This window comes from Bacillus sp. FSL R10-2780, from assembly GCF_038006125.1.
In the GTDB taxonomy this organism is placed as follows: Bacteria; Bacillota; Bacilli; order Bacillales; family Bacillaceae_G; genus Bacillus_A; species Bacillus_A cereus_U.
The window spans coordinates 2,420,254-2,443,983 of the sequence record NZ_JBBOUQ010000001.1 but is presented as its reverse complement, the minus strand read 5'-3'; the positions used below and the strand labels follow the sequence as shown (position 1 = coordinate 2,443,983).

Genomic DNA, 23,730 nt, shown 5'->3' with positions numbered 1-23,730 from the left:
ATTATGGGACAACAAGTATTGAAGTCTTCAAATGAAAAAATGGAAAAAGCAGTTGCTGCTTATTCTCGTGAATTAGCAACAGTTCGCGCTGGTCGTGCAAGCTCGTCTGTATTAGATAAGGTACAAGTTGATTACTATGGTGCACCAACACCAGTTGTGCAATTAGCGAACATTACAGTTCCAGAAGCACGTTTGCTTGTAATTCAACCTTATGATAAAACTTCTATCGGTGATATTGAAAAAGCAATTTTAAAAGCAGATTTAGGCTTAAACCCTTCTAATGATGGAACTGTAATTCGTATTGCATTCCCTGCATTAACAGAAGAGCGTCGTCGTGATCTTGTAAAAGTTGTGAAAAAATATGCTGAGGAAGCAAAAGTTGCTGTTCGTAACGTACGTCGTGACAGTAATGATGACCTTAAGAAGCTTGAAAAAGCTGGCGACATTACAGAAGATGATTTAAGAGGATATACTGAAGATATCCAAAAAGAAACAGATAAATATATTGCAAAAGTTGACGAAATCGCAAAAAACAAAGAAAAAGAAATTATGGAAGTGTAATAGCGATAATTTCGCAAATATGACCCTCTTCTTAAGGGGGTCTTTTTACACTTTTAGGCATACGTCTGCTTGTTGGAGGGTATGAATGATGTTTAAAAAGTTTCCTTTTTTTAAAAGTAAAAAGGTCACATCGTTTGATCATCTCATTGAAAAAGTGAAAAAAGGATATATCCCAGAACATATTGCTATTATTATGGATGGTAATGGAAGATGGGCAAAGAGAAGAGCCATGCCTCGCATTGCTGGTCATCATGAAGGTATGCAAGTTGTGAAGAAAATCACAAAATTTGCAAGTAAGCTTGATGTGAAAGTATTAACTCTTTATGCTTTTTCGACTGAGAACTGGAAAAGACCGAAAAAAGAAGTTGATTATTTGATGAAGCTTCCAGAAGAATTTTTAGGTGCATTTTTACCAGAGTTGATTGAAGAAAATGTACAAGTCCGAGTAATAGGGCAAAAAGATCGTCTTCCTACGCATACGCGCAGAGCGATGGAAAAAGCCATGGAAGATACGAAAGAGAATACGGGATTAATTCTTAATTTCGCGTTAAACTATGGAAGTCGAGATGAAATCGTTTCTGCTGTGCAACATATGATGAAAGATAGTGAGGAAGGAAAAATTCGTTCGGAAGAAATAAGTGAAGAAATGATTTCTTCTTACTTAATGACGAGTTCTTTACCTGATCCAGAGCTGTTAATCCGTACAAGCGGAGAGTTACGTATTAGTAATTTCATGTTATGGCAAATTGCTTATTCGGAATTTTGGTTTACAGATGTGTATTGGCCAGATTTTACCGAGGAACATTTGCTAAATGCGATTACAGACTTTCAACATAGAGGGCGCAGATTCGGAGGCGTGTAGAAAGAGAGGGTTTGGTAGTGAAACAGAGAATTATTACTGGAGTGATTGCTGCCGCGCTATTCATTCCCATCGTAATTTACGGTGGCGTGCCTTTTACAGTTTTAGTGTATGCACTTGCTTCTATAGGTTTATATGAATTAATTCGTATGAACAAGCTTACGCTTATTTCGGTACCAACAGTTTTAGCTGCAGTATTATTGTGGATTATTTTAATTCCGAGTAGTGCATCAGAACTGTTTACGTGGATTGGATTAGGTAAATTAGAAATCACATTTGTGATTGTTTTATTACTTTTATCATATACAGTCCTTTCTAAGAATACATTTACTTTTGACAATGCTTCATTTTTACTTATGGCAACGACATATGTTGGAATGGGATTCTTATATTTAAATGAAACGAGAATATTAGGAATCAAATATGTGTTCTGTGCACTATTTGTCATATGGGCAACTGATTCAGGTGCCTATTTCATAGGAAAAGCATTTGGAAAAAGAAAATTGTGGCCAGAAATTAGTCCGAATAAAACGATTGAAGGTTCATTAGGCGGAATTGTTTGTGGAATTGTTGTTGCACTTGTTTATAACATGTTCTTCCCAGTTGAAGCGAATGTAGGAATTTTAATCGTTCTGACGATTATCATTTCTATTTTTGGACAAATTGGTGATTTAGTGCAATCTGCCTTTAAACGCCATTATGGTGTAAAGGATTCCGGTACAATCTTACCTGGACATGGTGGTATTTTAGATCGAACAGATAGTTGGTTATTTGTGTTACCAATTCTATACTTCTTATTACAATACAATTAATAAATGAACGAGGGGTTGGAGTCATGAAAAACATTAGTTTACTAGGTGCAAGCGGATCAATCGGTACACAAACATTAGATGTGTTACGCTCGCACCCAGACCAATTCCGTCTCGTTGCTTTTTCTGTAGGGAAAAATGTTGATTATGCAGTAAAGGTAATTCAAGAATTTTCTCCGCAAATTGTCTCTGTGCAAAGAGAGGAAGATGTTTTAAAATTACAAGCTGTTTCTGGTAATACAAAAGTAGTATATGGTAGCGAAGGCTTATTAGAAGTAGCGCTACACCCAGATACAGAAATTGTAGTGAATGCTGTTGTAGGTAGCGTAGGGTTGTTACCTACACTCCGCGCAATTGAGGCGAAAAAAACAATTGGAATTGCAAATAAAGAAACGTTAGTAACTGCAGGGCATCTTGTAATGGAAGCAGCACGAAAACATAATGTATCGTTACTTCCAGTAGACAGTGAACATTCAGCTATTTTTCAATGCTTGAATGGTGAAAATGAAAAAAGAATCTCTCGCTTAATTATAACTGCTTCAGGCGGAAGTTTTCGTGATAAAACGAGAGATGAATTGCATCAAGTGACCGTAGAAGATGCACTTCGTCATCCAAACTGGTCAATGGGTTCGAAAATTACAATTGATTCTGCTACAATGATGAATAAGGGGCTAGAAGTAATTGAAGCACACTGGCTTTTTGGTATCCCTTATGAGCAAATCGATGTTGTTCTACATAAAGAAAGTATTATTCATTCTATGGTTGAATTTGAAGATCGTAGTGTAATGGCACAGCTGGGCTCACCTGATATGCGAGTACCGATTCAATACGCGCTTACATATCCTGATAGATTACCTCTTTCAGACACGAAACAGTTAAATTTATGGGAAATGGGAACATTGCATTTTGAGAAAATGAATCAAGAGCGTTTCCGTTGTCTACGTTTTGCGTATGAAGCTGGAAAGACAGGTGGAAGTATGCCGGCTGTAATGAATGCGGCAAATGAAGTAGCTGTTGAAGCTTTTTTACAAAAGAGAATTGGTTTCTTAACAGTGGAAGACCTCATTGAAAAAGCAATGCACCATCACACTGTCATTGCACGTCCGAGCTTAGAGGAAATTCAGGAAATTGACGCAGCCACAAGACGGTTTGTGATGGAACAAATTTAGCAAAGGTGGTTATGGAATTGAATACAGCGATTGCCTTTATATTAATTTTCGGTGCACTCGTATTTTTCCATGAGCTAGGGCATCTATATTTCGCAAAAAGAGCAGGTATTTTGTGCCGCGAGTTTGCGATTGGTTTTGGTCCAAAAATATTCTCATTTGAAAAGAATGAAACGGTGTATACGATTCGATTATTGCCCCTTGGTGGCTATGTAAGAATGGCTGGCGAGGATGCGGACACAGTTGAGTTAAAACCTGGAAAAAAGGTTGGGCTTGTATTAAATGAAAAAGACGAAGTTGTGAAATTAGTTTTTGACGGACATGAAAAATATCCAAATGTTCGTGTCATTGAAGTCGAACAAGCTGATTTAGAGCATAATCTTACAATTTCGGGTTATGAAGAGTACGAGGAAGAGCTGCAAACGTTCCGAGTGAATGAAAAAGCTCGTATCATTTCTGCGGGAGAAGAAATTCAAATCGCTCCGTACAATAGACAATTTGGCTCTAAAAAATTGGGTCAACGCGCTCTAACAATCTTTGCAGGTCCTGCAATGAACTTTATTCTAGCATTTGTTATTTTTGTGATTCTTGGATTTGTACAAGGAGTTCCTGTTGACAAACCGATGGTTGGAAAAGTAATGGGGAATAGTGCTGCAGAACAAGCTGGATTAAAAGAAAACGATACAATTCAAGCAATCAATGGTAAGAACACTAGTACATGGAAAGATGTTGTAACGATTGTACGTGAAAACCCAAATAAAGAAATTACGTTACATGTAAAGCGTGATAGTGAGCAATTTAATGTGAAAGTAACACCAACGCTTGATAAAGAAGGAAAAGACGAAGTTGGTAGAATTGGTGTTTATTCTCCTGTAGAGAAAACAGTGATGGGTTCTATTAAATCAGGATTTGAACAAACATACGAATGGACGAAACTAATTTTTGATTCTCTTGTGAAATTAGTAACGGGTCAATTTTCTATTAATGAGTTGTCAGGTCCAGTAGGAATTTATAATCTAACAGATCAAGTTGTAGATTATGGATTTACGCGTGTACTAAGTTTAGCGGCAGTTTTAAGTATTAACCTTGGTTTATTTAATTTATTACCAGTCCCAGCTTTAGACGGTGGACGTTTGTTCTTCTTCTTAATTGAAGCGTTACGAGGAAAACCAATTGATCGTCAAAAAGAAGGAATGGTTCACTTTATTGGGTTTGCATTATTAATGTTGCTTATGTTAGTTGTAACATGGAATGACATCCGTAAGTTTTTCTTGTAAAATAAGAAGAAGTTTATAATGAAATAGAGCTCGTAGAATAAAATCCCTCACCTAACTCGAGGTGAGGGATTTTATTGCGTGTAAGAGTAAAATGAAGAGGTGCGAATAAATGAAACAAAGTATGGTATTCAGTCCTACATTACGTGAAGTTCCAGCAGATGCTGAAATTAAGAGTCATCAATTATTACTTCGCGCAGGGTTTATGCGTCAAAATGCTTCTGGTATTTATAGTTTTCTACCATTTGGTTTAAAAGTGTTACACAAAGTAGAACGTATTGTTCGTGAAGAAATGGAGCGCGCAGGGGCAGTAGAACTATTAATGCCAGCTATGCAAGCTTCTGAATTATGGCAAGAATCAGGCCGTTGGTATTCTTACGGATCAGAATTAATGCGTATGAAAGATCGTAATGCACGCGAGTTTGCGCTAGGGGCAACTCATGAGGAAGTAATTACAGATCTTGTACGTGATGAAATTAAATCATACAAAAAACTACCATTAACATTATATCAAATTCAAACAAAATTCCGTGATGAGCAAAGACCACGTTTCGGTTTATTACGCGGAAGAGAATTTTTAATGAAAGATGCGTATTCTTTCCATGCAACACAAGAAAGTTTGGATGAAGTATATAGCGGTTTATACAAAGCGTATTCTAATATCTTTGCTCGTTGTGGTTTGAATTTCCGTGCAGTTATCGCTGATTCTGGAGCAATGGGCGGAAAAGATACACACGAATTTATGGTGTTATCTGATGTAGGTGAAGATACAATTGCGTATTCTGATACATCTGATTATGCGGCAAATATTGAAATGGCTCCTGTTGTTGCTACGTATACGAAGAGTGATGAAGCCGAAAAAGCACTTGAAAAAGTAGCAACTCCAGATCAAAAAGCTATTGAAGAAGTATCTGCATTCTTAAATATTGCAGCGGAAAAATGCATTAAATCTATGGTGTTTAAAGTAGATGAGAAATTAGTAGTAGTACTTGTTCGTGGCGATCATGAAGTCAATGATGTAAAAGTGAAGAATGTATACGGAGCTTCAGTCGTTGAGCTTGCTTCACATGAAGAAATAAAAGAGTTATTAAACTGTGAAGTGGGTTCTTTAGGACCGATTGGTGTTACAGGGGATATCGAAATTATCGCTGACCATGCTGTAGCATCAATTGTCAACGGATGTTCAGGAGCGAACGAAGAAGGATTCCATTATGTAAATGTAAATCCAGAACGTGACTTTAAAGTAAGTCAATATACAGATTTACGCTTCATCCAAGAAGGAGACCAATCTCCAGATGGAAATGGAACAATTCTTTTCGCACGTGGAATTGAAGTTGGTCATGTATTCAAATTAGGAACTCGTTATAGTGAAGCAATGAACGCAACGTTCCTAGATGAAAACGGAAAAACAAAACCACTTATTATGGGTTGTTACGGTATCGGTGTATCTCGTACAGTGGCAGCAATTGCAGAGCAGTTTAATGATGAGAATGGTTTAGTTTGGCCAAAAGCTGTTGCACCGTTCCATGTGCATGTAATTCCAGTAAATATGAAATCTGATGCACAACGTGAAATGGGTGGAAATATCTACAACTCATTACAAGAGCAAGGATACGAAGTATTACTAGATGATCGTGCAGAACGTGCAGGTGTTAAATTTGCAGATGCAGATTTATTCGGTCTTCCAGTTCGTGTTACAGTTGGTAAAAAAGCAGACGAAGGTATTGTAGAAGTGAAAGTACGTGCTACAGGCGAGTCTGAAGAAGTGAAAGTAGAAGAACTTCAAACATATATTGCTAATATTTTAAAATAAGAAGAGGTACCTCGTAATGAGGTACCTTCTCTTTCTTTGTAAACGTATTTTGTAAAAGAAGAAGGGAGAAATCTTTCTTTGTAGTACGTTTCAATTTATAATAGCAAATGGAAGGAGAGTGCTTATGTCATTAACAAATGAACAACAAGAGCGATTTCAAATTTTGCTCCAACAGTTGCAAATACCAGAAGACCTTATAAATCAATATTTACATGGCGGTGGAATTGAAAAGCTAGTTATTGATAAAGCGAATAAAAGTTGGCATTTTGACTTACAAGTGCCACGTATTTTGCCGACAGAATTATATGAGTTGCTAGAAACAAAGCTTAAGCAATCATTTTCTCATATTGCAAGAACAACATTTGCATTAGAAACAGAGAATAAACAATTTACAGAAGAAGAAGTGAAGGCATATTGGCCGCTTTGTACAGAACGAATTACATTTTCACCTATGTTCGCGTACTTAAAGAAGCAACTTCCGCAGGTCAATGGCGTGAAGTTGCTAGTAAATGTGAATAATGAGCTGGAATCTACTGCTTTAAAGAAAAACGTTGCGAAACCAGTAGGGGATCAATACGAAGCTTTTGGATTCCCACGTTTTCAGCTAGACACACATATAAAGCAAAATACAGAAGAAATGCAAAAGTTTCGTGAGCAAACACAGGAAGAAGATCGTCAACGAGTTATACAGGCTATGGAAGAGATGGCTAAAAAGCAAGCTGAAGAAAGTGATGTTGTTCATGAAGGACCAGTTGTGCTTGGTTACCTTATTAAGCCAGATGAAGAGATTACGCCGCTGCGTGAAATTCAAGATGAAGAAAGAAGAAAAACCGTTCAAGGGTATGTTTTCCATGTAGAGACGAAAGAACTTCGTAGTGGACGTACGTTATTAACTTTAAAGATAACTGACTATACGGACTCTATTATGATTAAGATGTTCTCACGTGATAAAGAAGATATCCCGATGTTACAATCCTTGAAAAAAGGAACGTGGGTAAAAGCGCGTGGTTCAGTTCAAAATGATACATTCGTGCGTGATTTAGTTATGATCGCAAATGATATAAATGAAATAACGGGACCTTCTCGTAAAGATAAAGCAAAAGAAGGGGAAAAAAGAGTAGAACTTCATCTTCATACTCCAATGAGTCAAATGGATGCTGTTACTTCTGTTTCTAAGCTCGTTGCCCAAGCAGGAAAATGGGGGCATGAGGCTATTGCAGTTACAGACCATGCTGTTGCACAGTCATTCCCAGAAGCATATTCTGCTGGTAAAAAGGCTGGAGTTAAAGTTCTATATGGTGTAGAAGCAAATTTAGTTAATGATGGTGTGCCGATAGCGTATAACGAAGCACATCGTCTACTTGCAGAAGAAACATATGTTGTCTTTGACGTTGAGACAACAGGGTTATCTGCTGTATATGATACAGTCATTGAGTTAGCTGCTGTAAAGGTAAAAGGTGGCGAAATTATTGATCGCTTTGAATCTTTCGCAAATCCTCATCAACCATTATCGGCGACGATTATTGAATTAACAGGTATTACAGATGATATGTTAACTGATGCACCAGAAGTGGACGAAGTGTTTAAAAAGTTTGAGGAATGGATGGGTGACCATACACTTGTTGCTCATAACGCAAGCTTCGATATGGGCTTTATTAACGTAGGTTTTAAAAAGGCTGGGATAGAAAAAACGAAAAATCCAGTTCTTGATACGTTAGAACTTGCACGTTTCTTATTCCCGGAAATGAAAAATCATCGATTAAATACGATGTGTAAAAAGCTTGATATTGAATTAACGCAACATCACCGTGCGATTTATGATACAGAAGCAACGGGATATTTACTTGTGAAGATGTTAAAAGATGTAATTGAAAAGGGATTTGAATATCACGATCAACTAAACGATAGTATGGGACAAGGGGATGCATATAAACGTGGGCGTCCAAGTCATATGACATTACTTGCCACATCAGATGTTGGGTTGAAAAATTTATATAAACTTGTTTCATATTCTCACTTGAATTACTTTTATCGTGTACCACGTGTACCACGATCACTATTAAAAAAATATCGTGAAGGCATTATAGTAGGAACAGCTTGTGACAAAGGTGAAGTGTTTGAAGCTATGATGCAAAAAGCGCCTGAAGAAGTAGAAGAAATTGCGCAGTTCTACGATTATATTGAGGTCATGCCTCCAGAAGTGTTACGTCATTTAGTAGAACGTGAACTCGTTCGAGATGAAGGACAGTTAAAAACAATAATTTCTAACCTAGTAAAACTAGGTGAGACGTTAGATAAGCCAGTTGTTGCTACTGGGAATGTGCATTATTTAGATCCAGAGGACGCGATATATCGGAAAATTTTAGTCAGTTCGCAGGGCGGAGCTAATCCGTTAAATCGCCATTCATTACCGCCTGTACATTTCCGTACAACAAATGAAATGCTAGATTGTTTTTCATTCTTAGGTGAAGACAAAGCAAAAGAAATTGTTGTGACAAATACACACAAGATTGCATCATTAATTGGTGATGTTCATCCAGTAAAAGATGATTTATATACACCGAAAATTGAAGGTGCCGATGATGAAACACGTGATATGAGCTATGTAATGGCACGAAGTATCTATGGAGATGAACTACCGGAAATTGTAGAAGCTCGTTTGGAAAAAGAATTGAAAAGTATTATTGGACATGGATTCGCCGTTATTTATTTAATTTCACATAAGCTTGTGAAAAAATCGTTAGTAGACGGTTATTTAGTAGGTTCGCGTGGATCGGTAGGTTCATCATTTGTTGCAACGATGATGGAAATTACAGAAGTAAATCCATTACCACCACACTATGTATGTCCAAATTGTAAACAATCAGAGTTCTTTAATGACGGTTCTGTAGGTTCTGGTTTTGATTTGCCAGATAAAGAATGCCCAACATGTAATGTTCCATATGTGAAAGATGGGCATGATATTCCTTTCGAAACGTTCCTTGGATTTAAAGGGGATAAGGTGCCGGATATCGATTTGAATTTCTCCGGAGAATACCAACCACGCGCCCATAACTATACGAAATTACTGTTCGGTGAAGATTATGTATACCGCGCAGGAACAATTGGTACGGTTGCGGAAAAAACCGCTTATGGGTATGTGAAAGGTTATGCTAATGATCATAACTTAACAATTCGAAATGCAGAGATTGATCGCTTAGTTGCGGGATGTACAGGTGTAAAGCGTACGACCGGACAGCATCCAGGTGGTATTATCGTTGTACCAGATTACATGGATATTTTTGACTTTTCACCAATTCAGTTTCCGGCTGATTCAATAGGTGCTGAGTGGAGAACAACGCACTTTGACTTCCACTCAATTCATGATAATTTATTGAAACTTGATATATTAGGACACGATGATCCGACTGTTATTCGTATGCTTCAAGATTTAAGTGGTATTGACCCGAAAACAATCCCAACGGATGATCCAGAAGTAATGAAGATTTTCTCTGGTCCAGAATCTTTAGGGGTAACGGAAGAACAAATTAACTGTAAAACAGGTACACTTGGTATACCAGAGTTTGGTACGAAATTCGTAAGACAAATGTTAGAAGAAACGAAACCAACGACGTTTTCAGAGCTTGTCCAAATTTCTGGACTGTCCCATGGTACAGATGTATGGTTAGGTAATGCGAATGAATTAATTTATAACGGTACGTGTACACTGAGTGAAGTTATCGGTTGTCGTGATGACATCATGGTATATTTAATTTATCAAGGCTTGGATCCATCATTAGCCTTCAAAATCATGGAGTCGGTGCGTAAAGGTAAAGGTGTACCAGAAGAATGGGAAGAGGAAATGAGAAATAACAATGTACCAGGTTGGTATATTGATTCATGTAAGAAGATTAAGTACATGTTCCCTAAAGCCCATGCGGCTGCTTACGTACTTATGGCTGTACGTATCGCATACTTTAAAGTACATTTCGCACTTTTATTCTATGCGGCATATTTTACAGTTCGTGCAGATGACTTTGATGTAGAGGCGATGGCGAAAGGTTCAGCATCCATACGTGTAAAAATTGATGAAATTGCACAAAAGGGATTGGATGCAGCACCGAAAGAGAAGAGTTTATTAACGGTACTAGAAATGACACTTGAAATGTGTGAGCGTGGTTATTCATTCCAAAAGGTTGATTTATACCGCTCGCATGCAACCGAATTTATAATTGATGGGGATACTTTAATTCCTCCATTTAATGCAGTGCCTGGTCTTGGTACAAACGCAGCTTTCAGTATTGTTGAAGCTCGTAAAAATGGTGATTTCTTATCAAAAGAAGACTTACAGCAGCGCAGTAAGGTTTCTAAAACGATTATTGAGTATTTAGATGGTCAAGGTTGTCTAGGAGATTTACCGGATCAAAACCAATTGTCACTGTTCTAATAGGTAGGAAAAGTCTTTGCAAATCAATATTTGCTATGGTATACTATAAACCGAGATAACCATGTCATGTATATTTTGTGAAAAAGAGAGTGGGGAAACCCACTCTTTCGTGTTACTATCTACATTTTGTCTATGTAGATAGTAAAGATATTTCTGTCGTATATACATATTTTGTTACAAGTTTTACTTCTTAAATTTGGTAATACTAGGACAGATATTCCCTGCTTAACGGCAGGGGCTTTTGTTAGCTAACGAGAAAGAATAAGATAGACCGTCTTTATGAACGGGATCTTTTCTTGTAAATGGTACATGGCGGCAGGAAGGAGGCTGTTTATGGATAAGAAAGTCACAGAAGTTGTAGAAGCATTTGCGCAGCCAATCGTTGAAGAGTTAAATCTTGAACTTGTAGATGTAGAGTATGTGCAAGAAGGACAAGACTGGTTCTTACGCGTATTCATCGATTCTGAAAAGGGAGTCGACATTGAAGAATGCGGTGCGGTAAGTGAACGTTTAAGCGAAGCTTTAGATAAAGAGGATCCAATTCCTCATCTTTACTTTTTGGATGTATCATCTCCTGGAGCGGAACGCCCATTAAAGAAAGAGAAAGACTTCCAGCAAGCGGTAGGAAAACAAGTGGCAATTAAAACATATGAGCCGATTGATGGTGAGAAGATGTTTGAAGGAAAGCTACTTTCCTACGACGGTACTACAATTACACTACTATTAACAATTAAAACACGTAAAAAAGAAATCCAAATTCCAATGGATAAAGTTGCAAATGCGCGACTTGCTGTTACGTTTTAGTAAGAAGGGGGATCTTCATGAGCACTGAGTTGTTAGATGCTTTGCTCGTATTAGAGTCAGAAAAAGGTATTAGTAAAGATATTATTATTGATGCGATTGAAGCAGCATTAATCTCTGCTTATAAACGCAATTTCAACCAAGCACAAAACGTTCGTGTGAGCTTTAACCCAGAAGTGGGAACAATTCAAGTTTTAGCACGTAAGGACGTTGTGGATAATGTATTTGATCCACGTCTTGAAATCTCTGTAGAAGAGGCAAGACAAATTAATCCAAACTACCAAGATGGCGATGTACTAGAAATTGAAGTAACGCCAAAAGATTTTGGTCGTATTGCAGCGCAAACTGCAAAACAAGTTGTAACACAGCGAGTTCGTGAGGCGGAACGTGGTGTTATTTATTCAGAATTTAGTGATCGTGAAGAAGACATTATGGTTGGTATTGTACAGCGCCAAGATGCTCGTTTCATCTATGTAAGCTTAGGTAAAGTAGAAGCTTTATTACCTGTAAGTGAGCAAATGCCAAATGAGCAATATAAACCACATGATCGTATTCGCGTATTTATTACAAAAGTAGAAAAGACAACAAAAGGACCACAAATTTACGTATCACGTACACATCCTGGTCTTTTAAAACGTTTATTCGAAATGGAAGTTCCAGAAATTTATGATGGAACTGTAGAAATTCGCTCTGTAGCACGTGAAGCAGGCGACCGTTCTAAAATTTCTGTATATGCAGAGAATATCGATGTTGATCCAGTAGGTTCTTGTGTAGGACCAAAAGGACAACGTGTACAACGCGTTGTAGATGAACTAAAAGGTGAAAAGATTGACATCGTTCGCTGGTCGAATGACCCAGTTGAATATGTTGCAAATGCTTTAAGTCCATCACAGGTTGTTAAAGTACTTGTAGATGAAGCAGAGAAAGCAACAACTGTTGTTGTTCCAGACCACCAGCTTTCATTAGCGATTGGTAAGCGTGGACAAAATGCGCGTCTTGCAGCTAAATTAACAGGCTGGAAAATTGATATTAAAAGTGAGTCTGATGCGAAACAACTTGGTATTGTGACAGAAGAAGATAACGTAATCGCATTCGGATTCGATTCAGCTGAAGACGAAATCGAATAGAGGTGATGAGTATGAGCAATCGAAAAGTTCCGTTACGAAAATGTATTGCGACGCAAGAGATGAAATCAAAACGAGAGCTAGTTCGCATTGTTCGTTCCAAAGAGGGCGAAGTGTCTATTGATTTATCAGGAAAAAAATCAGGACGAGGTGCATATTTATCAAAAGATAAAGAAAGCATTATTCAAGCTCAAAAGAAAAACATTTTGGAACATCATCTAAAAGCGAAAATCGACAGTTCTCTGTACGAAGAGCTTCTTGAGCTTGTTGAGAAGGAGTCGAAATAAGTGTCTGATTGGAAATCATTTTTAGGACTAGCAAACCGCGCTCGAAAAATCATTTCGGGTGAAGAACTCGTTTTAAAAGAAGTACGAAGTGGCAAAGCAAAGCTAGTATTGCTTTCTGAAGATGCGTCAGCGAACACTACAAAACGCATCATTGATAAAACCACGTACTACAACATACCAATGAGAAAAGTCGAAAATCGACAACAATTAGGGCATGCGATTGGGAGAGACGAGCGAGTCGTCGTAGCTGTGTTAGATGAAGGCTTTGCGAAAAAGCTACGTAGCATGCTCGATACAAATTACCGGGGGTGAAGGTATGAGTAAAATTCGAGTACATGAATATGCAAAAAAAAATAATATCTCAAGTAAAGATCTTATGACAAAACTAAAAGAGATGAATATCGAGGTTTCGAATCATATGACAATGTTAGAAGATGAAGTAGTAAACAAATTAGATAATCAATATAACACTGGAGCAGAAAAACCTTCTGTTGCAGATGAGTTTGAAGTAGAAGAGAAAGTTGTTCGCAGTAAAAAGAACAGCAATAAGAATAAGAAAAAAGGCAAAGCAAATGAAGACAAACGTCAAGATAACTTTGCTGGAAGACAACAAACACAAATAGTAGAAACGCCAGATAAAATCACTTTCTCTGGAAGCCTTACAGTAGGTGACCTTGCTAAAAAGTTAAGCAAAGAGCCATCTGAAATTATTAAAAAGCTCTTCATGCTAGGAATTATGGCAACAATTAACCAAGACTTAGATAAAGATACAATTGAGTTAATTGCAACTGATTACGGTATTGAAGTAGAAGAAGAAGTAGTTGTAAGTGAAACTGAATTTGAAACATTCATCGATGAGCAAGATGATGAAGAAAACTTAAAAGAACGTCCAGCTGTTGTTACAATTATGGGACACGTTGACCATGGTAAAACAACATTGCTTGACTCTATCCGTAATTCAAAAGTAACTGCTGGCGAAGCTGGTGGAATTACTCAGCATATCGGTGCATACCAAGTTGATGTAAATGATAAGAAAATTACGTTCTTAGATACACCAGGTCACGCGGCATTTACAACAATGCGTGCTCGTGGTGCACAAGTAACAGATATTACAATTCTTGTTGTTGCAGCTGATGACGGTGTTATGCCACAAACAGTTGAAGCGATTAGCCATGCGAAAGCAGCTGGAGTACCAATTATTGTTGCTGTGAATAAAATGGATAAACCAGCGGCAAATCCTGATCGTGTAATGCAAGAATTAACAGAATATGAATTAGTTCCAGAAGCTTGGGGCGGAGACACGATTTTCGTACCAATTTCTGCGATTCAAGGCGAGGGAATTGACAACTTACTAGAAATGATCCTTCTTGTGAGTGAAGTAGAAGAATATAAAGCAAATCCAAATCGCTATGCAGCTGGTACTGTAATTGAAGCACAGCTTGATAAAGGTAAAGGAACTATCGCGACATTACTTGTTCAAAACGGTACACTTCGAGTTGGAGATCCAATTGTTGTTGGAACATCATTCGGTCGTGTTCGTGCAATGGTAAGTGATATTGGTCGTCGTGTAAAAGTTGCTGGTCCATCAACTCCTGTTGAAATTACAGGTTTAAATGAAGTGCCACAAGCGGGAGATCGTTTCATGGCATTCGCTGATGAGAAGAAAGCTCGTCAAATCGGTGAATCACGTGCACAAGAAGCGTTAGTTGCACAACGTGGTGAGAAATCTAAATTCAGCCTGGAAGATTTATTCCAACAAATCCAAGAGGGCGATGTAAAAGAAATTAACTTAATTGTGAAAGCAGACGTACAAGGTTCTGTAGAAGCAATGGCAGCATCACTTCGTAAAATTGATGTTGAAGGCGTAAAAGTGAAAATTATCCATACAGGCGTAGGTGCGATTACAGAATCTGATGTTATTTTAGCTTCTGCATCTAATGCAATTGTAATTGGATTTAACGTACGCCCTGATGTAAATGCGAAGCGTACAGCTGAATTAGAGAAAGTTGATGTTCGTTTACACCGTATTATCTATAAAGTAATCGAAGAAATTGAATCAGCAATGCAAGGTATGCTGGATCCAGAATTCGAAGAAAAAGTAATCGGTCAAGCGGAAGTTCGTCAAACATTCAAAGTAACAAAAGTTGGAACAATCGCAGGTTGTTACGTAATAGACGGTAAAATCACACGTGATAGTGGCGTTCGTATTATCCGTGATGGCGTAGTAGTCTTCGAAGGAAAACTTGATACGTTAAAACGTTTCAAAGACGACGTAAAAGAAGTTGCACAAAACTATGAGTGTGGTATTACAATTGAGAGATATAATGATCTTAAAGAAGGGGACATCATTGAAGCATACGTTATGGAAGAAGTGAAGCGATGATTATCGCTTCACTCTCATTCGAGTGTATGATTTACGATGTGCATTCTTTAAAAGAGAAACGAGCAATTTTGCAACGTGTGCTAACTCGTGTGAAACAGCGCTATAATGTAGCTGTTTCTGAAGTTGGGCATCAAGATGTATGGCAACGTACAGAAATTGCAATTGTTTCCGTATCCTCAAATCGTGTTGTCTGTGAAAAAGAAATGAATCGTGTACTTGAGTATATCGATTCATTTCCTGAAATTGAACGTACGATAACACATTTGGAATGGTATTGAATGAGGTGAAGAGTTATGAAATTACGTGCGAACCGTGTGGGCGAGCAAATGAAAAAAGAATTAGGCGACATTATCAGTCGTAAAATTAAAGACCCACGTATTGGATTTGTTACAGTAACAGATGTACAAGTAAGTGGAGATTTACAAATTGCTAAAGTATATATTTCTGTTTTAGGTGACGAAGAACAGAAAGAAAATACATTAAAAGGTTTAGCGAAGGCAAAAGGCTTTATTCGTTCAGAAATTGGCCAACGTATTCGTCTTCGTAAAACACCGGAAATTTCCTTCGAGTTTGATGAGTCTATCGGATATGGTCATCGAATTGATACACTTTTACATCAAATTAATAAAGACGGTAAACGTGAAGAATAATGGATAGACATTTGTCTATCCATTTTTTCCATGTAAAATAAGTTTTGCATAATTGCAATTACTACAAAAGAATAACGATGAGGTGAATATATGGAAGGTGTAGTATTATTACATAAGCCAAAGGGAATGACATCACATGATTGTGTGTTCAAATTAAGAAAGATATTGCGTGAGAAACGAATTGGTCATACAGGGACACTGGATCCAGATGTAACAGGAGTATTACCTATTTGCGTTGGGCGTGCAACAAAAATCGCGCAATTTTTGACAAGTGAAACAAAAACATACGAAGGTGAAGTGACATTAGGATTTTCAACAACAACAGAAGATGCTTCTGGTGAAGTTGTGGAGAAACAAGATGTAAATCGTGTCATTACACGTAAAGAAGTAGAAGAGGTACTAGCGGAACTAACAGGGACAATTGAACAAATGCCACCGATGTTCTCAGCTGTAAAAGTTAACGGAAAAAAACTATACGAATATGCAAGGGCAGGACAAGAAGTTGAACGTCCAGTTCGTACAATTACAATTCATGAATTTGTATTACTTGATGAACGTGAAGTTTTTGAAGGAGAAAACATTTCATTTCGTTTCCGTGTAACGTGTAGTAAAGGAACATATGTAAGAACACTAGCAGTAATGATTGGTGAAAAACTTGGATTTCCATCACATATGTCTCACCTTGTAAGAACAGCATCTGGTGAATTTTTACTAGAAGATTGCATATCATTTGAAGAAATTGAAGAAAGCGTGCAAAATGGAACAGTAGAGTCTATTTTCATCTCAATCGATGAGGCGCTAAGTAAGTTTCCAAAAATGGTTGTAGATGAAAAGCAAGCTGAAAAAATAAAGAATGGCATGTTCTTAAAGAATGAATTAGAAACAACAGCACCATTTATTACAGTATTTGATAAAAATGATAGTTGCTTAGCAATTTATGAGCATCACCCAAAACACCCTGGCATGCTAAAGCCAATGAAAGTACTTGTGAATAATCAAGAACTAAAGCTATAATGAATTATTGGAAGGATTATTACAGAAAAAGGTGAATTCAAGCGTGAAACTTATTCATTTAACTCATCCACATGAACAAAATAAAATAGAATTACCACCTACTGTAATGGCATTAGGATATTTTGATGGCATTCATTTAGGACATCAACGTGTGATTCGAACAGCGAAAAAAATAGCGGATGAAAGAGGATGTAAAAGTGCTGTCATGACGTTCCATCCACACCCATCTGTTGTATTAGGGAAAAAAGAAGCGCATGTGGAGTATATTACACCGATGCGTCTTAAAGAAGAAATCATCGCAAGTTTAGGAATTGATATCTTATATGTGGTGAAATTCGATGAGCCATTTGCTGGATTATTGCCACAACAGTTTGTCGATGAGTATATTATTGGTTTAAATGTAAAGCATGTAGTAGCAGGCTTTGATTATTCATATGGACGTTTAGGAAAAGGAAAGATGGAGACTTTACCATTTCATGCAAGAGGGGAGTTTACACAAACCGTGATCGAAAAAGTTGAATATCAAGAAGAAAAAGTAAGTTCTACTTCATTACGAAAGTTAATTCGAAACGGTGAAATGGAACAAATTCCATCTATTTTAGGGAGAGCTTACACGGTAGAAGGAACAGTTGTACACGGTGATAAGCGTGGACGTCAAATTGGTTTTCCAACTGCAAATATAGGTTTAAGTGATGAATATCTGTTGCCACCTGTAGGTGTATATGCGGTAAGGTTGAAGGTCCATGATGAATGGCATGATGGTGTATGTAATATCGGATATAAACCAACTTTCAAAGAGAATGAGCGTCAATTATCTATTGAAGTGCATCTATTTGAATTTAATAAAGACATATACGATCAATGTGTTACAGTGGAGTGGCACATGCGTATAAGAGAAGAAAAAAAGTTTAATGGAATTGATGAGTTAGTTGCGCAAATCGCTCAAGATAAAAAGGTTGCCCAAGAATATTTTACGAGCGTAAAGAATATACTTGCTTTTTCAAATGAAAAGTAGTATTCTATGTTATGTACTTTATGACAACCATTACTTGGCATTGCGACTCACCGATGCTTGCTAGGTAACTGGGGGTTTAATTATTAGGAGGTGAAATAGGATGGCTTTAACACAAGAGCGTAAAAATGAAATCATTGCACAATTTAGAACTCATGAGACTGATACTGGTTCTCCAGAGGTTCAAATTGCTGTCCTAACGGAGCAAATTAACACTCTAAACGAGCACTTACGTACTCACAAGAAGGATCATCATTCACGTCGTGGTCTATTAAAGATGGTTGGTAAACGTCGTAACTTACTTACTTACCTTCGTAATAGCGATATCACACGTTACCGTGAATTAATCACAAAGCTTGGCTTACGTCGATAGTCAAAGAAGCGGGAATATTCCCGCTTTTTTGTTAGGTAAAAATATATCTTCTACTCTTTATAGCTTACTTAATTTTCGGCAATACTAGAGGAAAGAATATTGTGATATACTATCCATTTACATAGAAGAATTGAATATTTTAAATTGAGAGGGGTACTTAAATGAGTCAGGAAAAGCAAGTCTTCTCGATAGATTTAGCTGGTCGTCAGCTAACAATTGAAACAAGTCAGCTTGCAAAACAAGCAAACGGAGCAGTATTAGTAAGATATGGCGACACAGCAGTTCTATCTACAGCAACTGCATCAAAAGAGCCAAAAAATGTAGATTTCTTCCCGCTTACAGTAAACTATGAAGAGCGTTTATATGCAGTCGGAAAAATCCCAGGCGGTTTTATTAAGCGCGAAGGCCGTCCAAGTGAAAAAGCAATTTTAGCAAGTCGTTTAATTGACCGTCCAATCCGTCCACTTTTCGCAGATGGTTTCCGTAATGAAGTACAAGTTGTCAGCATCGTAATGAGTGTTGATCAAGACTGTTCTTCTGAGATGGCAGCTATGCTTGGTTCTTCATTAGCATTATCTATTTCAGATATTCCATTTGAAGGTCCAATCGCAGGTGCGACAGTTGGCCGTATTAATGGCGAGTTCGTTATTAATCCAACAGTAGAACAGCAAGAACAAAGTGATATGCACCTTGTTGTAGCTGGTACGAAAGATGCAATTAACATGGTTGAAGCAGGAGCGGATCAAGTACCTGAAGAAACAATGTTAGAAGCAATTATGTTCGGACACGATGAAATTAAACGTCTAATTGCATTCCAAGAAGAGATTGTACAAGCTGTCGGTAAAGAGAAAACAGCAGTGAAACTTTATGAAGTGGATGCTGATTTGAACCAAGCTGTACGTGAAATGGCTGAGACAGATATGCATTCTGCAATTCAAGTGCACGAAAAACATGCACGTGAAGATGCAATTAGCGTAGTGAAAAAGCGTGTAATTGAGCATTACGAAGCTGAGGAAGCTGATGCTGATACATTAGGACAAGTAAGTGAGATTTTATATAAAATTGTAAAAGAAGAAGTACGTCGTCTTATTACAGTTGAAAAAATCCGCCCAGATGGTCGTAAAGGTGACGAAATTCGTCCTTTAGCATCAGAGGTTGGCATTTTATCTCGTACACATGGTTCTGGTCTATTCACACGTGGACAAACGCAAGCATTAAGTATTTGTACATTAGGTGCATTAGGCGATGTGCAAATTTTAGATGGTCTAGGTGTAGAAGAGTCAAAACGCTTTATGCACCATTATAATTTCCCTTCATTTAGTGTTGGTGAAACAAGACCAATGCGTGGACCAGGTCGTCGTGAAATTGGTCACGGTGCACTAGGAGAACGTGCTCTTGAACCTGTACTTCCATCTGAAAAGGATTTCCCATATACAGTTCGTCTTGTATCTGAAGTATTAGAATCAAATGGTTCAACTTCACAAGCGAGTATTTGCGGTAGTACATTAGCGATGATGGATGCGGGTGTACCACTTAAAGCGCCAGTTGCTGGTATTGCAATGGGTCTAGTGAAATCTGGTGAGCATTACACAATTTTAACAGATATTCAAGGAATGGAAGATCATTTAGGTGATATGGACTTTAAAGTAGCAGGTACTGCAAAAGGTGTAACTGCACTACAAATGGACATTAAAATCGATGGTTTATCTCGTGAGATTTTAGAAGAAGCATTACAACAAGCGAAAGTTGGTCGTATGCACATTCTAGATCACATGTTATCTGTTATCGCTGAACCTCGCATTGAGTTATCTGCGTATGCTCCGAAGATTATTACAATGGCAATTAACCCAGATAAAATTCGTGATGTTATTGGACCAAGTGGTAAACAGATTAATAAAATCATTGAAGAAACTGGCGTTAAAATTGACATCGAGCAAGATGGTACAGTATTCATTTCATCAATTAATCAAGAGATGAATGAAAAAGCGAAGAAAATTATCGAAGATATCGTTCGCGAAGTACAAGTAGGCGAAATCTACTTAGGAAAAGTTAAACGTGTTGAAAAATTCGGTGCGTTCGTTGAATTATTTAGCGGTAAAGATGGACTTGTTCACATCTCTGAACTTGCACTTGAGCGTGTAGGTAAGGTAGAAGACGTTGTGAAAATCGGTGATGAGATTTCAGTTAAAGTTATCGAGATTGACAAACAAGGTCGTGTAAACTTATCTAGAAAAGTATTGCTAAAAGAAGAGCAAGAAAAAGAAGCTGCTAAAGAAGAAGCAGCTAAAGAAGAAAACGCACAAGAGCAACAATAAGTGAAAGCCAGTTTAGCTGGCTTTTTTTGTTATGTAAAAAATGTGATTCATTTAGATTTTTATGTGAGTATAGGTATAGTTTTCATCATAACGCTCAAATTAACAAAGATAAGAAGAAAATGGTTTCTTTTTTATAGTTAATGGGAGGGTTTATATGAAAGCTCGTATATTAGCGTACATATTTATATTTTCTTTATATGTGGGTTTTGGCTCTTATTCCGTTTTTGCGCAGGATAACTTGCATGAAGAGATTCAAAAACATGTAAAACAGTACGAGATTATGCCGCAAAATGCGATGATTGATAAGATTTGGAAGGCGACGCCTGGGTATAATGGAAAACAAGTGGATATAGAAGCGTCCTATAATAATATGAAGAAAATCAAGAAGTTTGATCAAAAACAACTTGAATTTAAGGAAGTATCACCGAGTGTTCACTTAGAAGATTTACCACCAGCTCCCATTTATCGAGGACATCCAAATAAAAAAATGGTGGGATTAACAATTAATGTGGCCTGGGGTAATGAGTATTTGCCACGTATATTAGAGGTATTGAAAAAACATGATGTGAAGGCGACTTTCTTTTTAGAAGGACGCTGGGTGAAAGAAAATTTACGATTTGCCAAAATGATTGTCGATGCAAATCAAGAAGTAGGAAATCATTCTTACACACACCCTGATATGAAAACGCTGTCTACAGATGAAATACGAGATCAATTACAAAAAACGAATCGAATGATAGAAGCAGCTACAAATCAGAAAGTGAGATGGTTTGCTCCGCCAAGCGGAAGCTTTCGGGATGAGGTAGTAAAAATAGCGGATGATTTCCAAATGGGGACGATTATGTGGACTGTAGATACAATTGATTGGAAGCGGCCAGAACCGGGTGTGTTATTGCAGAGAGTAATGCGAAAAATACATCCAGGTGCTATTGTGCTAATGCATCCTACTTCATCTACAACAGAAGCGCTAGATACTATGATTAAAAATTTAAAGGAACAAGGATATAAAGTGGGGAATATTACAGAATTACTAGATGAAAAACGTGTGGATTAAATACATTTGCATGACATTCATCTCTAAACTTGTTATCATTAAATAATAGCAATTATTTAGAGAAACTGGCATTAGGAGGAAAGTTTTTGATTAAAAAATATACGTGTAAAAATGGTGTAAGAATTGTTATGGAGAATATACCAACTGTACGCTCGGTTGCGATTGGTATATGGATCCACGCAGGTTCAAGAAATGAAAATGAAAAAAATAATGGGGTTTCACACTTTTTGGAACATATGTTCTTTAAAGGGACAGAAACGCGAAGTGCAAGAGAGATTGCAGAATCATTTGATAGCATTGGTGGACAAGTAAATGCTTTTACTTCAAAAGAATATACATGTTACTACGCGAAAGTGCTAGATGAGCATGCTAAATACGCGTTAGATGTTTTAGCAGATATGTTCTTTAATTCAACATTTGATGAGGAAGAACTGAAAAAAGAGAAGAATGTTGTATGTGAAGAAATAAAAATGTACGAAGATGCGCCAGATGATATTGTGCATGATATGTTAACGAAAGCAACATATGAAACGCATCCGCTTGGATATCCTATTTTAGGAACAGAAGAAACGCTTGAAACATTTACAGGTGATACGTTACGTCAATATATGAAAGATCATTACACACCTGAAAATGTTGTTGTATCAATTGCAGGAAATATTGATGAAGCATTTTTACAAACTGTAGAGCAATATTTCGGTAATTACGAAGGAACAACAAATCGTGAACAAGTACATAGCCCAATCTTCCATTTCAATAAAGTAGCACGTAAGAAAGAAACAGAACAAGCTCATTTATGTTTAGGATATAAAGGCTTGCAAATGGGACACGAAGATATTTATAACTTAATTGTATTAAATAATGTTTTAGGCGGTAGTATGAGTAGCCGTTTATTCCAAGAAGTACGTGAGCAACGTGGATTGGCGTACTCAGTATTCTCTTATCACTCTTCTTATGAAGATACAGGAATGTTAACACTTTACGGTGGAACAGGTAGCAAACAGTTAGATACACTGTATGAAACAATGCAAGAAACGTTAAATACGTTGAAAAATACAGGTATTACAGAAAAAGAGCTTGTTAACAGTAAAGAACAATTAAAAGGAAACTTGATGTTAAGTTTAGAAAGTACGAATAGTCGTATGAGCCGTAATGGTAAAAACGAATTGCTTCTTCGTAAACATCGTTCTCTTGATGAGATTATTGAAAGTGTAAACACTGTAACAAAGCAAAATGTAGACGAGTTAATTCGCAATATGTTTACCGATGAATTCTCTGCGGCACTTATTAGTCCAGATGGAAAACTGCCAAAAGGAATGAAACTTTAATCAATTTTGTAATTCATTCGCTTTCGGAAATAACCGTATCTCTTTTATATGAGATACGGTTATTTTTTTTATATATGCAGAATAGGTACTTATTATAGGATAACCTTCATGAAAAGTAGGATAGGGGGAGATTTAATGCGTTTAAGTGAATTAAGTGGCAAAGAGATTGTGGATTTAGAAAGAGCAGAAAAAATGGGAGTTTTAGGTCATGCAGATTTAGAAATTGATGAGAGAGATGGACAAATACAAGCGCTTATTATACCTACTGGGAAATGGGGAGGTTTTAAAAGAGAACAGCAAGAAGTGAGAGTAGAGTGGAGCAAAATTAAGAAGGTGGGAAATGATATGATACTTTGTGATCTTACGAACCATTCAAGATCGGAGTGAAAGATGACCATTTTGGTTGTCTTTTTTTATTTTTATATAAAGTGAAGGCTTTTACGAGCAACCTGTGACTGCCTCCTAACTTCTTTGTTTCAGC

21 protein-coding genes are annotated in these 23,730 nt (G+C 37.2%); all 21 read left to right on the top strand.

All coding sequences use genetic code 11. The annotated features are described in order from the left end of the window. The first annotated feature begins 3 nt into the window (after positions 1–3). The 21 genes from frr to NSQ47_RS12530 all read left to right on the top strand — a co-directional run bounded on the left by frr (position 4) and on the right by NSQ47_RS12530 (position 23,636). Positions 4–561: a ribosome recycling factor gene (gene frr, locus NSQ47_RS12630; RefSeq protein ID WP_000531506.1), complete on the top strand. Its 558-nt coding sequence runs from the start codon at positions 4–6 to the stop codon at positions 559–561. 85 nt (positions 562–646) lie between these two features. Further along, entirely contained in the window at positions 647–1,423 is a 777-nt protein-coding gene (gene uppS, locus NSQ47_RS12625) for an isoprenyl transferase (protein ID WP_002111371.1), read from the top strand. A gap of 17 nt (positions 1,424–1,440) precedes the next feature. Next, positions 1,441–2,232 carry a phosphatidate cytidylyltransferase gene (cdsA, locus tag NSQ47_RS12620; protein WP_002160739.1) on the top strand — a complete coding sequence of 264 codons (792 nt, stop codon included), beginning with the start codon at positions 1,441–1,443 and terminating at the stop codon, positions 2,230–2,232. A gap of 23 nt (positions 2,233–2,255) precedes the next feature. Beyond that, positions 2,256–3,398, top strand: a complete 1,143-nt coding sequence (dxr, locus tag NSQ47_RS12615; protein ID WP_002014547.1) for a 1-deoxy-D-xylulose-5-phosphate reductoisomerase — start codon at positions 2,256–2,258, stop codon at positions 3,396–3,398. 17 nt (positions 3,399–3,415) lie between these two features. Next, the gene (gene rseP / locus NSQ47_RS12610; RefSeq protein WP_002160740.1) at positions 3,416–4,672 is read left to right on the top strand and encodes an RIP metalloprotease RseP; all 1,257 of its coding nucleotides are present in this window, start codon (positions 3,416–3,418) and stop codon (positions 4,670–4,672) included. A 109-nt stretch (positions 4,673–4,781) separates the two neighbouring features. Next, positions 4,782–6,482 carry a proline--tRNA ligase gene (locus NSQ47_RS12605; RefSeq protein WP_002160741.1) on the top strand — a complete coding sequence of 567 codons (1,701 nt, stop codon included), beginning with the start codon at positions 4,782–4,784 and terminating at the stop codon, positions 6,480–6,482. Positions 6,483–6,606: 124 nt separating this feature from the next. Then, positions 6,607–10,908, top strand: a complete 4,302-nt coding sequence (locus tag NSQ47_RS12600) for a PolC-type DNA polymerase III (RefSeq protein ID WP_078172936.1) — start codon at positions 6,607–6,609, stop codon at positions 10,906–10,908. 333 nt (positions 10,909–11,241) lie between these two features. Continuing rightward, on the top strand, positions 11,242–11,712 hold the full coding sequence (gene rimP / locus NSQ47_RS12595; protein WP_000359098.1) for a ribosome maturation factor RimP: 471 nt from the start codon (positions 11,242–11,244) through the stop codon (positions 11,710–11,712). A gap of 17 nt (positions 11,713–11,729) precedes the next feature. Further along, positions 11,730–12,836, top strand: coding sequence for a transcription termination factor NusA (nusA, locus tag NSQ47_RS12590; RefSeq protein ID WP_002111366.1), 1,107 nt, complete (start codon positions 11,730–11,732; stop codon positions 12,834–12,836). Positions 12,837–12,847: 11 nt separating this feature from the next. Beyond that, on the top strand, positions 12,848–13,120 hold the full coding sequence (rnpM, locus tag NSQ47_RS12585; RefSeq protein ID WP_002088161.1) for an RNase P modulator RnpM: 273 nt from the start codon (positions 12,848–12,850) through the stop codon (positions 13,118–13,120). Then, the gene (locus NSQ47_RS12580; RefSeq protein ID WP_001286519.1) at positions 13,121–13,432 is read left to right on the top strand and encodes a YlxQ family RNA-binding protein; all 312 of its coding nucleotides are present in this window, start codon (positions 13,121–13,123) and stop codon (positions 13,430–13,432) included. It begins immediately after the preceding gene. 4 nt (positions 13,433–13,436) lie between these two features. After that, on the top strand, positions 13,437–15,503 hold the full coding sequence (infB, locus tag NSQ47_RS12575; protein WP_002111364.1) for a translation initiation factor IF-2: 2,067 nt from the start codon (positions 13,437–13,439) through the stop codon (positions 15,501–15,503). Continuing rightward, positions 15,500–15,781, top strand: coding sequence for a DUF503 domain-containing protein (locus NSQ47_RS12570; protein ID WP_002088157.1), 282 nt, complete (start codon positions 15,500–15,502; stop codon positions 15,779–15,781). Before infB ends, NSQ47_RS12570 begins: the two co-directional genes overlap by 4 nt. A 15-nt stretch (positions 15,782–15,796) precedes the next feature. Next, positions 15,797–16,153: a 30S ribosome-binding factor RbfA gene (gene rbfA, locus NSQ47_RS12565; protein WP_002146104.1), complete on the top strand. Its 357-nt coding sequence runs from the start codon at positions 15,797–15,799 to the stop codon at positions 16,151–16,153. Between the two features lie 90 nt (positions 16,154–16,243). Continuing rightward, complete coding sequence (gene truB / locus NSQ47_RS12560) at positions 16,244–17,167, top strand: tRNA pseudouridine(55) synthase TruB (RefSeq protein ID WP_002160743.1); 924 nt, start codon at positions 16,244–16,246, stop codon at positions 17,165–17,167. A gap of 43 nt (positions 17,168–17,210) precedes the next feature. Beyond that, on the top strand, positions 17,211–18,182 hold the full coding sequence (gene ribF / locus NSQ47_RS12555) for a bifunctional riboflavin kinase/FAD synthetase (protein ID WP_002160744.1): 972 nt from the start codon (positions 17,211–17,213) through the stop codon (positions 18,180–18,182). Between the two features lie 100 nt (positions 18,183–18,282). Further along, positions 18,283–18,552: a 30S ribosomal protein S15 gene (gene rpsO, locus NSQ47_RS12550; RefSeq protein ID WP_001229392.1), complete on the top strand. Its 270-nt coding sequence runs from the start codon at positions 18,283–18,285 to the stop codon at positions 18,550–18,552. Positions 18,553–18,713: 161 nt separating this feature from the next. Then, entirely contained in the window at positions 18,714–20,867 is a 2,154-nt protein-coding gene (gene pnp, locus NSQ47_RS12545; protein WP_002111362.1) for a polyribonucleotide nucleotidyltransferase, read from the top strand. Positions 20,868–21,021: 154 nt separating this feature from the next. Next, on the top strand, positions 21,022–21,921 hold the full coding sequence (locus tag NSQ47_RS12540) for a polysaccharide deacetylase family protein (RefSeq protein WP_002111361.1): 900 nt from the start codon (positions 21,022–21,024) through the stop codon (positions 21,919–21,921). An 86-nt stretch (positions 21,922–22,007) separates the two neighbouring features. Further along, positions 22,008–23,249: a M16 family metallopeptidase gene (locus NSQ47_RS12535; protein WP_002111360.1), complete on the top strand. Its 1,242-nt coding sequence runs from the start codon at positions 22,008–22,010 to the stop codon at positions 23,247–23,249. Between the two features lie 135 nt (positions 23,250–23,384). Beyond that, positions 23,385–23,636, top strand: a complete 252-nt coding sequence (locus tag NSQ47_RS12530) for a YlmC/YmxH family sporulation protein (protein ID WP_002160748.1) — start codon at positions 23,385–23,387, stop codon at positions 23,634–23,636. Positions 23,637–23,730 lie beyond the last annotated feature (94 nt).